5 protein-coding genes are annotated in these 12,574 nt (G+C 59.4%); 4 read left to right on the top strand and 1 reads right to left on the bottom strand.

Features of this window, described 5'->3' with window-relative positions; all coding sequences use genetic code 11:
* Position 1 precedes the first annotated feature (1 nt).
* Together CLU80_RS05875 and argR are read left to right on the top strand one after the other, a co-directional pair.
* The gene (locus CLU80_RS05875; protein ID WP_007912705.1) at positions 2-766 is read left to right on the top strand and encodes an ABC transporter ATP-binding protein; all 765 of its coding nucleotides are present in this window, start codon (positions 2-4) and stop codon (positions 764-766) included.
* Between the two features lie 245 nt (positions 767-1,011).
* Positions 1,012-2,004 (top strand): transcriptional regulator ArgR, encoded by a 993-nt coding sequence (gene argR, locus CLU80_RS05865; RefSeq protein ID WP_176471324.1) that lies wholly within the window; start codon positions 1,012-1,014, stop codon positions 2,002-2,004.
* Between the two features lie 7 nt (positions 2,005-2,011).
* Here the strand turns inward: argR and CLU80_RS05860 are convergent, their stop codons facing one another.
* Positions 2,012-9,799 carry a dermonecrotic toxin domain-containing protein gene (locus CLU80_RS05860; RefSeq protein WP_099756952.1) on the bottom strand — a complete coding sequence of 2,596 codons (7,788 nt, stop codon included), beginning with the start codon at positions 9,797-9,799 and terminating at the stop codon, positions 2,012-2,014.
* Positions 9,800-10,103: 304 nt separating this feature from the next.
* Here CLU80_RS05860 and CLU80_RS05855 point away from each other — a divergent pair, with 304 nt between their 5' ends.
* Together CLU80_RS05855 and aruF are read left to right on the top strand one after the other, a co-directional pair.
* Positions 10,104-11,324 carry an aspartate aminotransferase family protein gene (locus CLU80_RS05855; RefSeq protein WP_008077923.1) on the top strand — a complete coding sequence of 407 codons (1,221 nt, stop codon included), beginning with the start codon at positions 10,104-10,106 and terminating at the stop codon, positions 11,322-11,324.
* Between the two features lie 202 nt (positions 11,325-11,526).
* Entirely contained in the window at positions 11,527-12,546 is a 1,020-nt protein-coding gene (gene aruF / locus CLU80_RS05850; protein ID WP_099756951.1) for an arginine/ornithine succinyltransferase subunit alpha, read from the top strand.
* Positions 12,547-12,574: the final 28 nt, after the last annotated feature.

The raw sequence follows: 12,574 nt of genomic DNA, 5'->3' as shown, positions 1-12,574 counted from the left end.
CATGTACAAACTTGAAGTCCAAGACCTGCATAAACGCTATGGCAGTCACGAAGTGCTCAAGGGCGTGTCCCTGAAAGCGGCAGCCGGCGATGTGATCAGCATCATCGGCTCCAGTGGCTCCGGCAAAAGTACTTTCCTGCGCTGCATCAACCTGCTCGAGCAGCCGCACGCGGGCAAGATTCTGCTCAACAACGAAGAGCTGAAACTGGTGGCGAACAAGGACGGCGCGCTGAAAGCCGCTGATCCGAAACAGCTGCAACGCATGCGTTCGCGCCTGTCGATGGTGTTCCAGCATTTCAACCTGTGGTCGCACATGACTGCTATTGAAAACATCATGGAAGCGCCGGTTCACGTACTGGGCGTACCCAAGTACGAAGCCCGCGAAAAAGCCGAGTACTATCTGAACAAGGTCGGTGTGGCCCATCGTAAAGACGCGTTCCCGGGGCACATGTCCGGTGGCGAGCAGCAGCGTGTGGCGATCGCCCGTGCGCTGGCGATGGAACCTGAGGTGATGCTGTTCGACGAACCGACTTCAGCCCTCGACCCGGAGTTGGTGGGAGACGTGCTGAAAGTCATGCAAGCGCTGGCTCAGGAAGGTCGCACCATGGTCGTGGTCACGCACGAAATGGGCTTTGCCCGTGAAGTGTCGAACCAGTTGGTGTTCCTGCACAAAGGTGTTGTTGAAGAAAGCGGCAACCCGCGTGAAGTGCTGGTGAATCCGCAGTCTGAACGTTTGCAACAATTCCTCTCGGGCAGCCTCAAGTAATCGCTGCCGTTATGCACCAGATTAGGTCATGCTTCGCGACCTAGAGACTGACCAAAATCCCCTGTGGGAGCGAGCTTGCTCGCGAAAGCGGTAGTTCAGATAGCAACGATGGTGACTGATACACCGCCTTCGCGAGCAAGCTCGCTCCCACAATGGATCTCTGTCAGCCTCATGATTTGTGTTCATTTACGGGCTAGCATTGGCCCATGCCTTCATCACTGTTCTTCGTTTCGGATCGCCCGCCCATGACTGCCCATCGAATTGGTTTCCTGATTTGGCCCAGCACTAAAGCGTTGACGCTGGCGCTGGCGGAGGAAGCCTTGCGTGTTGCTCAGCGTGTGCACCCGGAGGTGGTTTACGAGCTGTCGTTCCTGCAGGCGGAAGCCGTGACCGCAGCGGCGGCCGAAGGCGCCTGGCAATTGCCCGGTGAAGCCTGGACCGGCAAACTCGAAAACTTCCAGAAACTGTTCCTGCTCGCTGACGAGCCGCCGACCACATTGGCGCCGGCACTGAGCAGTGCGCTCAAGCAATTGGTACGTGCGGGTACGGTCATCGGCGGTCTGTCGGCCGGTGTCTATCCGTTGGCGCAACTGGGGTTGCTCGACGGTTATCGTGCTGCCGTGCACTGGCGCTGGCAGGACGATTTCGCCGAGCGTTTCCCTAAAGTCATTGCCACCAGTCACCTGTTCGACTGGGATCGCGATCGCCTGACCGCGTGCGGCGGCATGTCCGTGCTTGATCTGCTACTGGCGGTATTGGCTCGCGATCACGGTGCAGAGTTGGCCGGAGCGGTTTCGGAAGAACTGGTCGTTGAACGCATTCGCGAGGGCGGCGAGCGTCAGCGCATCCCGTTGCAGAACCGTCTCGGCTCCAGCCATCCGAAGCTCACCCAAGCGGTGTTGCTGATGGAAGCCAACATCGAAGAACCGCTGACCACCGACGAAATCGCCCAGCATGTGTGCGTGTCCCGTCGCCAGTTGGAGCGGATCTTCAAGCAATACCTCAACCGTGTGCCGAGCCAGTACTACCTGGAGCTGCGCCTGAACAAAGCCCGGCAGATGTTGATGCAGACCAGCAAGTCGATCATCCAGATCGGCCTGTCCTGTGGCTTCTCCTCGGGGCCGCATTTCTCCAGCGCCTATCGCAACTTCTTCGGTGCCACGCCGCGGGAAGATCGCAACCAGCGGCGCAGCAGCAGCCCGTTCGAGTTGTCGTCAGTGCCGCCAGAACGTGGCTGACGGCGGGTCAGCTATGCCTTGTCGATGGTAATGGTCGCTCCTCGCCATCGGAAAAATCCGAATCCACGAAGTCGTCAAGTTCGCGCCGGCCCCCCGTCCTCCATCTTTCGTTCATTTGCTCGTTAAACGCCGTGGTGTATCTGTACAGGCGTTGCTGACTTTCCGGGTGAAGGGGGTTGTCGTCGAAGTTGTATTCGGTCACCGCGTCGCCGGGCTGTGAAGGAAACTCGCCTGGCAACTCGGTAATCGCGTTCCCGGACAAGTCCGCGCTCGTCAATCGAGGCAGCTCGAACAGACCGTCAGGCACCTTGCTCAAGGCGCAATTGCCGAGACGCAGATTGTCCATCTGCGGGAAATGTCTCAGGTCTGGAACAATGTTGAGCGGATTGTTGCTCAGGTCCACGGAACTCAGGTTTTTCCAGCCTACGAAGGCCTCTGCAGCCGGTTCCGTCAGGGTGATTCGACAGTCGGGCAGATGCAGGCTGCGCAGCCTGTCCATAGCGAAGATCGGGGCGGGAATCTCGCCCAGCGGAAATTTGCGGATGTCGATGTCTTTGAGCTTGGGAAAAAGCTCCAGCAGACGATCAACCCGAGGCGGGGCGGACGCTTTGGTGGTCAGATTCAATTTTTCAATGTGGTCAAAGCGTGCGGTCAGCGGCGGCAGCTCACCGGTAAACGACAACTCGCAGTAAACCGCTGGATCTGTCAGGAACGTGGGCGTTAGGCGCAGTTCCTTTTCCAGGTTGAGCCTGAAGGTTTGGCGATTGAGTTTTTCCGTCGCTGCAGCGTCGTTCCCAAGTGGCATCTGCGTTACAGGATCGCTGGGAGGCTCATTTGCCCAGGTGCCCAGGCGGTCGAGCAGGCCGGTCAGCTCGGTTTTGCGGCGCATCAGCTCAAGACGTCCATCGGCCAGCGTACCCGGAAGGCTGTAGATAAGATCGTTGGCGTCGAAACCGGACAGCGATGGGTAAAGACTTTGAGCCAGTTCGATGTCGTCCTGTCGAGCGGAGATACCAAAGTTGTCGGCCTTGGCCTGGAAAGCGGCTTTGACTCGTTCTCTGGAAGCCTCTGACAGCGGGTTGCTGCCCAGTTCCATGCCGCGACCAGAATAACGCGTCAGTTCCGCCGGCAGTTCGATGATGTTGTTGTCGCTCAGCAACGCCACTTCCAGATGCGGCAGCTGTTCCAGCCCGGCAGGCACACTATCGATCCCGGTGTTGATCAGATCGATGAACGTCAGGTTTTGCAGTGTCGATACATCGGGCGTGGCCTGCAATGTGTTGGCGTACAAGTCCAGCGATTTCAATCGGGTCAGCGTGGACAGGATCGCTTGTCCTTCAGGATCCAGAGTGATCTGGCACTTGCTCAGCATCAACGTTTCGAGCGACGGCAGGCTTTGAAGCGCTTGAGGTATGCGGCCGAGGCCGAAGCCCTGCAGTTCCAGTCCCTGCAATCCGCTGAAGCTTCTGAGAAAACCCCCGGAAACCTTCAGCCCTGGATTGCCCTGAAGATTGAGATGCGTGATGTGAGTGAAATCAGTGCTCAGCTCCGGTAACTCACCGGTAAACGCCGGCTTGGCATCGAAGGTGTTGAACCGTAGTGCTGAATTGTCGTTACGCCGGCCGCGCCAGAGTTGCTCAAGCTTGTCGCTGAATTCTTGTCTGGCGGCGAGTTCTGTGGCTTTTTCCTGAGCAGTCCATGGCAGTTCAGTCAACGGATTGTTGACCGGCAGACGCTCACGCCACGCGTTGAGATCACCCATCATTCGGGCGATTTCTGCCTCCCAACTGAGCAGTTGAGTCGTGCCGGCCAGCAATGTCCCGGGCAGGCGATAAATCATGTTGATGGCCGCGTTGTCACCCAGTCGCGGGAACAGTCTTTGCGCCATGGCAATGTCAGCCGATGCCGGTTTGACCCGGAAGTTGCGTCCCTGTGTGGCGTAGTAGCGCTTGATGCGCTCGCGAGCATTCAAGGACAGCGGATTATCGTTCAGATATACGCCGTCGGCCTGATCGGCACTCAAGCTGAAAAAAGCGTCCGGCAGCTCGGTGATGTTGTTGTTATTGAGATGGAGAATTTCAAGAGCCGGATGCTCGGCGATACCCTCGGGCACGCTGCTGATATCTGTATGGGCAAGTGAAACGCTCGTCAGGTCTGGCAAGGCGTTCAAATCAGGTGCGATTGTCAGCGGGTTGTGGCTCAGATCGAGCAACTGCAGTTTGGACATGGCACCGAGCAGTTGCTGCCCTTCAGGCGTGAATGTCAGCGCGCAGTCAGTCAGTTTGAGCTCTTTGAGATCCTTGAGGCGCCCGACGAATGAGGGGATGTCATCGAGCGCGAAGGCTTTCAGTTCCAGCGCCTGAAGATTCGGGAACAAGGCAGCAAATGCATCGATGCCTGTGGTCGTTGCATTGCCTGCAAGCTTGAGGCTTGTCACGTGATCGAAGTTCACAGTCAGGCGGGGCAGTTCGCCGAAGAACTTCAGGTCTGTCGCAAAAGACGCGGTGCGCGCGCCGGTGTCAATTGACCTTTCACGCCAGAAATCCTCCATGAGCTCCTTGAAGGCGGAACGCGCGTCTTGTTGCTCCAGACGCTCGCCTTCGCTAAGCACCTGACCTGTAACCGGGTGCGCTGATGGAGTTTCCAGGCCCCAGCGCGCCAGATCCTCGCGCATCTGTTGCAGCTCCGCTCTCCAGCGCACGAGTTGTTTTCGACCGCCGGCCAGGTCGCCAGGCAAGTCGTAGATCATCTCGCTGGCCTCTTGGGCGTTAAGACCGGGAAACAACTGCCGGGCGAGGGCAACGTCTTGCTCGTCAGCCATTACGTCAAAGTCGTTTCGATGGCTGCGGAAGTAATTCTTGATCTGGTCGCGGGAGGCTGCCGACAGCGGGTTGTCGGCCAGGTCAATGCCGTCACTGCGATCGGCGGGAAGGTCGAACAGCGCGTCAGGCAGTTGCGTGATGCGGTTCCCCGCAAGCACTACGGTTCGAAACCCCGGATGGCTGGTCAATCCTTCAGGCACGACGGTCAGCCCGCAGTTGGACAGGTCGAGATCGTCCAGTTGGGGCAGCAGGTTCAGGTCGGGGAACGTCCCCAGCGGATTGTTGCTCAAGTTCAGCGAGTCGAGGCTGTCGAGTGAAAGCAGCACAGCCTGATTTTCCGGGGTCATGACCACGCCACAATTTTTCAGCTCCAGGTCGGTCAGTCGAGGCAGTTTTACTTCGCCAAGCGCAAGCGGCTCCAGTTCGAAGCCGTTCATTTTCAGCTCGGCCAGGTTCGGGAAGCACTCGACGAAGCGCAGGGCGTTGGTGATATTGGCGTTGCCGTTGAGGTCCAGCCGGGTAACGTGCTCGAAATCGGCGCTGAGCGTCGGCATATCCCCCGTGAACGTTGCCGTTGCCCTGAGTACTTTGAGGCGGTAGTAGCCGGGCGGGCTGCGCCAGAGCTGCTCGATCTGTTGCGCAAAGGATCGCCTGGCGTTCAGTTCGCGGGTTTGTGCTTCAAGGGGCAGACGTTCGCCCGTCTCAGGGTCAAGGACGGCGGCCTGGTTGGTCCATTGATTGAGTTCGAGATTCAGGGCGCCGAGTTCATCTTCCCAGCGCGACAACTGTGCACCGAATTCGGCCATCGGCCCGGGCAGTCGGTACAACACCTGTGTAGCTTTTTCAGCATCAAGGGCTGGGAACAAGGCGATCGTGCGCTGCAGATCTTCCTGCACAGGCCGGACACCGAAGTACTTTCCGGTGTGCTCGAAGAACACTTTCACCCGTTCGCGAGAGGCCGCACTCAACGGGTTGTCAGCAAAGGTGTAACCGTCGCTGAGGGAGCTGGGCAGGTTGAAAAACCTTTCCGGTATCCGGGTGATGCGGTTGCGATCGAATTGCGCCGAGATCAGGCGTGGATGATCCAGCAAGTCGTCGGGCACCGTGTAAATACCGGTATTCGACAGGTTGACGTAACGCAATGCAGGCATCGAGTGCAGGTCCGGCGGCAAGCCCAGCGCGTTGCCTTCCAGATCGAGCAGAGTGAGTTGCGGCATAGAGGCGAACACCGACTCGGTGACCGTTGTCAGGCTGACTCGGCAATCGCGTAATCTCAATTCGCGCAGCGAGCGCATCGAGGTCAGCGCTTGTGGCAGGCTTGGCAGGTTGAGGTTGCGCGCATCCAGAATCTGCAACTGACTGAAAGACTGCAAAAAGCGCTCGACCGAGGTGGTCATGGGGCTGCCATCAATGCCGAGCGAAGTGATATGGCTGAAATCGCTCGAGAGGACGGGCAAGTCGCCGATGATGGCGTGCTTAAGCTGCACGGCGTGCCCGGCGGCGAAGCCCTGTTGATCGTAGTGCGTGACGTTCTCCCGTCGCCAGCTTTTGAGTAACTCGTCCCTGAGCAACCTGCGGTTCTGGATTTCGGCGCGCTTCTCCAGCGGCGTGAGCGCCATGCCGGTTTCGGGGTGAATGGCGGGCGGATTGTTGGCCCAGACATGCAGTTCGTTCTGCGATTGCAGGTAGTCATTTTGCAAGCGAAGTATCTCTGCGCGCGGGCCAGCGGGACTGCGTAGCATGCTTTCGGCGAGATAACCCACCTCACGGTTCGACATTCGCGGATAGAGCACCCGGATGTCTTCTTCGAGTGTGCGCGGTTGGGAACTGGGGCGCGACGGACGTGGTGGAGCAGGGGGATAACCATCGGTCCCCAGCAGCCGCAGTGTGTCGACAGCCGACGGTTGGGTCGGCGTATCGCCGATCACCTGACGCAGCTCATTGCGCTCAAGCGTACGTTCGCGAATGGTCGCCTTCAGCGCCTGGCCCTGGCCAATCCGGATGTCGAGGTTCTGGCGCTCGCTGTCGGGTAATGCGTACAACAGGCTGGAATAGAAATCGCTGAACGAATGCAGCTGCTGCCCACGATCGTCGTAAGGTTGATATTGGCCATCGTCGCGGCGAACCAGAACCTTGTGTGCGGCTGCATCTTCACGGCCGATGGTGTCCAGTAACGGGCCCTCGTAGCGCCTGTCCCGGATCTCGATGCGTACATCGCCGCTCCAGCCTGGCAACAATTTGAGGCTGTGCAGCGCCAGAGAGTCGGAGTCGGAATTGCTCACCGAGTCCAGCTCCAGGCCTTCATAGGCGCGGGTAACGCGCACCTCCTGACTGGCCATCTGCATGAGTGCCTGCTGGCGCGCGGGCAATTGTCCTTCGTTGATCTGCAACAGTTCGCTACCGGTCGCGGTATCGAGCAGTTCGCGGGTGATGCTGGCCGGCAGTTCGGGAGGGTGAGCCTTGAGTCGTGCCGCCAGCGGATCATCGAGGTGCTGAAGGGCCTGATAACGCGTCTCGAACAGCGCGCTCCTGTTGCGTTTGGCGAGATCGGCCACTTGCTTGCGCAGGTTCTGGCTGCGTACCTCGACGGACTGCGTCGGTCCCGCAAAGGGTTCGTTCAACAAGGCTTTGATCTGCGTCTCGTCGAGGCTATAGAGCAGGGTTTTGAGCACGTCGTCACCGACCAGACTGTCCTGGCGCAGTTCGGTCACGGGCAGGCTTGCGTCCGCAGACGATTGCCACAGCTGCTGCCCTTGTCGATCGAGCAGACGCAGGCACTTATCGCTTGGCCAACGCCCGTATTCGCTGAGCACCTGCAGCTGTGTGACCGGGTCGGCGCGCAAAAACTCTTCGGCGACATGGCTGTCGAGCTGATCGATGAAGCGTTGCAACTGCTGATCAATCTTGAAGCGCTGGATGCTGTCGGCAAGCAAAGGCGGGACTTTTTCCTGATTGACATGCATCTTGCGCAACGCGTCTTCGCTGGTTCCGCTGATCCGCAAGACGGTTTCGCGCTCGTTCGGCGACAGGCTCTCGACGGAAGAACCGATACGGCGCAGAACCGTCTCGCCATCCCATTCCAGCGGTTGCTCGAGTTCAGTGTGCCAGGCGCCTTCGCCATTGTGGCGCACCACCGGCTGGTAAGCGTCGGGGCGGCTCGGGTGTTCGATGCGGTACTGCCCCGGCACCTGGCTTTCTTTTACTGCAAAGTGGCCATCCTCCAAGGGCAGCAGGCGCTTGCCCTGATGCGTGTGCAAACCCAGCGCATCGGGTTGCGAATCTGCCGTTGGAACCTGCGGGTGCTTGTAGCGTTCGAGATCCGGCTCCCAATAGCGGGTCTTGCCACTGGCCAGTTTTACCGGTTTGAAGCGGTCGATGAACGCCACGACTTCCTTGGGCAAAATCTTGCGGAACTCGGCCGCGCCAATCTTGCCGCCCACGGCGAACAGGCCCAACTGGATCATCGATTCCACGGTGCCCATCAAGTGCTCCAAGGCTTCAGTCGTTCGCCCCTGCGCCCACTCGATGACGCCTTCGAACGCTTCATCGAGCATTTGATAGGCCATGTACGCCATCATGGCTTCACCCAGCACCGGGACGAACGGCGCAACGATCAGCGCGGCGGTCTGCACGATGGTGGAAATGATGTTGCTCACCGAGTCCCAGAAGGCCCAGCGCGCTTTCTGGTCGACCACTGCGGTGGGTACGGCGATCACCCGGGCGTCATTGAAGATCTTGTTCAGTTTCGCGTGATGGATGTGTTGCCAGAGATTGTCATGGAACGCGGTCAGCGTGGTTTGCAGATCCGGGCGCTCGACAGCGGTGTCGCGCCATGCGGGCAGCGAGCTGCCGGACTCGGGCGGGTGCCACATGATCTGGCTCAAGCGGCTATTGAGGGTGCTGAAGAAAACACCTCGATGTTCGTGGTTCACGAATCGGCTGAAAAACTGCTGGTAGTCTTTCGAGCGCAACTGGCGGGTCAGTTCGGCGACCAGTTCGTAGGTCGAGGCGTATTCCTTGAAAGGGTGCTCGGGATCATCGGGGATATAAGCCACCACCCGTGCCGGGTCTCGCGAGGCGTACAGATCGGGGGCAAACACGACGATACCGGTCAGCGGTGCGCACAGCATCCCCATGTCATGGCACAACACCGCTGCCCCGCTGATGTACAGGCCCTTCATGCCGTCGAGCACGGCATCGATCAAGCGAAAATAGCTTTCCGACACATCGCGGTTCATCCGCGCCCACTGCAGGGCGGCTTTCATCGTGGCTTTCTGGCTGTCATCGATTTTGTTGCGCAGCACGGTGGCCACCATCGGATCGGTATAGCCGAGGTTGTCTTTGAGATGGGCCTTGTATCGCGCGCCGATGTCCAGTCTTCGGCACAATCGGGTGAAAGCGGCGATGCTCATTTTCGCCTTGATCGCCGGCAGGGGACTGAACTGGCCGCTGACGGTGGGACGAGTGACGAAGGTCGAGTCAGCTTCGAAGGCATCGTCACGGGTTTCCGATTCCTCGAAGTTGTGCAGCGCGGCCTCCAGTAACGACACGGTCCAGGCGCGCGTGCCGGTGCGGATCGGAAACCACGGAGTGGTTGCGGGGATGTACAGGCGCACGAAGGTGTTGCGCACATCCAGGTCCAGGCCGAACCAGTTTTTCAGTTCTTGCTGGAGCAAGGGCTCGGCAAAGGTGCTGGCGTCCTGCAAGTGCTCCAGGCTTTGATCGACCTTGCTTTGCGCGGCCCATTGCGTGGCGTTGAGGCTATTCATCTGCTGATGTTGCTCGGCAGGTGCCGACTGGAGAGTGAGGGACAGGCGCGGCAGGCTGTTCGTGAGTGCCAGGCGGCGAGTCGGTGTCGCGGCGCCGAGCCAATCGGGCAAGGCATTTTTCAGCGGCAGGTAATGATCGTCTGGATGCAGCGCGTTGTTCGTGGCGGTCGAGGCTGTCGGAGGGTGTCGCTGAGTCAGGTGCATGGGCCATTCCTTGGCGTTGAAAAGAACGCGCAGCAAATCAGCAACCGGCCACCCTTGTGCGGTACATATTTATATCTTTGTCGCAGGGTTGAGTTGGTATTCTCTGCAGCCTGCCGCAAATCGACGGTGCCAGTTAAACTGCGCCTTTGCGACGCTATATGTCGCATTGCCGTAAACCCGGGAAAATCCGGGGTTTGCGCTATAAGAAGTTGTCGCTTGGCGACAAGGCCGGGCTGAAAACTGTCCTTACAATCCTCACCAAGCTCGCCAGTTTCAGGCGAGTGTTCCTCTTCAGGAGACTCCGATGTCCGTTGAGCACGCTGCGGTACAACGCGCCGATTTCGACCAGGTAATGGTTCCCAACTACGCGCCTGCCGCTTTCATTCCGGTGCGTGGCGCCGGTTCCCGCGTCTGGGATCAGGCCGGCCGCGAGCTGATCGACTTCGCCGGCGGGATTGCCGTTAACGTATTGGGCCATGCGCACCCGGCGCTGGTCGGTGCACTGACCGAACAGGCGAACAAGCTGTGGCACGTGTCCAACGTGTTCACCAACGAACCAGCCCTGCGCCTGGCGCACAAGCTGATCGATGCCACGTTCGCCGAGCGCGTGTTCTTCTGCAACTCGGGCGCTGAAGCCAACGAGGCCGCGTTCAAGCTGGCCCGTCGCGTTGCGTTCGACCGTTTCGGCACTGAGAAGTACGAAATCATTGCGGCGCTGAACAGCTTCCACGGTCGTACCCTGTTCACCGTCAACGTCGGTGGCCAGTCGAAGTACTCCGACGGTTTCGGCCCGAAAATCACCGGCATCACCCACGTGCCTTACAACGACCTGGCCGCGCTGAAAGCTGCGGTTTCCGACAAGACCTGCGCGGTCGTGCTGGAACCGATTCAGGGCGAGGGCGGCGTACTGCCGGCCGAACTGGCTTACCTGCAAGGTGCCCGCGAACTGTGCGACGCGAACAACGCGCTGCTGGTGTTCGACGAAGTGCAGACCGGCATGGGCCGCAGCGGCAAGCTGTTCGCTTACCAGCATTACGGCGTGACCCCGGACATCCTGACCAGCGCCAAGAGCCTGGGCGGCGGTTTCCCGATTGCGGCGATGCTGACCACCGAAGCGCTGGCCAAACATCTGGTCGTCGGCACTCACGGCACCACCTACGGCGGCAACCCGCTGGCGTGTGCGGTCGCTGAAGCGGTGATCGATGTGATCAACACCCCTGAAGTGCTGAACGGCGTGAACGCCAAGCACGACAAGTTCAAGGCGCGCCTTGAGCAGATCGGCGAGAAATACGGCCTGTTCACTCAGGTGCGTGGCCTCGGCCTGCTGATCGGTTGCGTGCTGAGCGATGCCTGGAAAGGCAAGGCCAAAGATATCTTCAACGCCGCTGAAAAAGAAGGCCTGATGATTCTGCAAGCCGGCCCGGACGTGATTCGTTTTGCCCCGAGCCTGGTGGTGGAAGACGCTGATATCGATGCCGGTCTGGATCGTTTCGAGCGCGCGGCTGCTGCATTGACGCAAGCCTGATAGACCCTTCGGCGCCTGGAGTTTTCAGGCGTCGAACCCAATTTTTGATGCCGGTGAGATTCATTGTGGGAGCGAGCTTGCTCGCGAAGAGGGAGTTTCAGTCGCCATCTATGCTGACTGATACACCGCTTTCGCGAGCAAGCTCGCTCCCACAGTGTCCGGTGTTTTTTTCTGTGAATTTATAAGAGAAAGGAGTGACACCATGCTGGTGATGCGCCCCGCGCAAATGGCTGATCTGGGCGAGGTACAGCGTCTGGCTGCGGACAGCCCGATTGGTGTCACTTCCTTGCCGGATGACGTGGAACGTCTGAGCGACAAGATCGCCGCGAGCGAAACCTCGTTTGCTGCCGAAGTGAGCTTCAACGGTGAGGAAAGCTATTTCTTCGTCCTCGAAGACACCGCCACCGGCAAGCTGGTCGGCTGCTCGGCGATTGTTGCTTCGGCGGGCTACTCGGAGCCGTTCTACAGCTTCCGCAACGAGACGTTCGTGCATGCCTCCCGTGAGCTGAAGATCCACAACAAGATCCACGTGCTTTCGCAGTGCCACGACCTGACTGGCAACAGCTTGCTGACCAGTTTCTACGTGCAGCGCGAGCTGGTCGGTTCGCCGTGGTCCGAGCTCAACTCCCGTGGCCGTCTGCTGTTCGTCGCCAGCCACCCTGAGCGTTTCGCCGATTCGGTGGTGACCGAGATCGTCGGTTACAGCGATGAGAACGGCGACTCGCCATTCTGGGATGCCATCGGTCGCAATTTCTTCGATCTCAATTACGCCGAAGCCGAACGCCTGTGCGGGCTGAAAAGCCGTACGTTCCTTGCCGAGCTGATGCCGCATTACCCGATCTACGTACCGCTGCTGCCGGATTCCGCCCAAGAGGCGATGGGCCAGGTGCACCCGCGTGCGCAGATCACCTTCGACATCCTGATGCGCGAAGGCTTCGAGACCGATCACTACATCGACATTTTCGACGGTGGCCCGACCCTGCATGCACGTGTGTCGGGGATCCGTTCGATCGCTCAGAGCCGCGTGGTGCCGGTGAAGATCGGCGAGCCGGTGAAAGGTGCCGGGCGTCAGTATCTGGTGGCTAACGCGCAGTTGCAGGATTACCGCGCGGTGTTGCTGGAGCTGGATTACGCACCGGGCAAACCGGTGACTCTGGATCTGGAAGCGGCCGAAGCCCTGGGCGTCGGTGAAGGTGCCAGCGTGCGCCTGGTGGCGGTTTAACGCCTTAGCGAGTTTTACGGGTGGCGAA

This window comes from Pseudomonas sp. 29 (assembly GCF_002754355.1).
GTDB lineage: Bacteria > Pseudomonadota > Gammaproteobacteria > Pseudomonadales > Pseudomonadaceae > Aquipseudomonas > Aquipseudomonas neuropathica.
The sequence above is the reverse complement of the archived record's forward strand: the minus strand, read 5'-3'. Positions and strand labels throughout refer to the sequence as shown.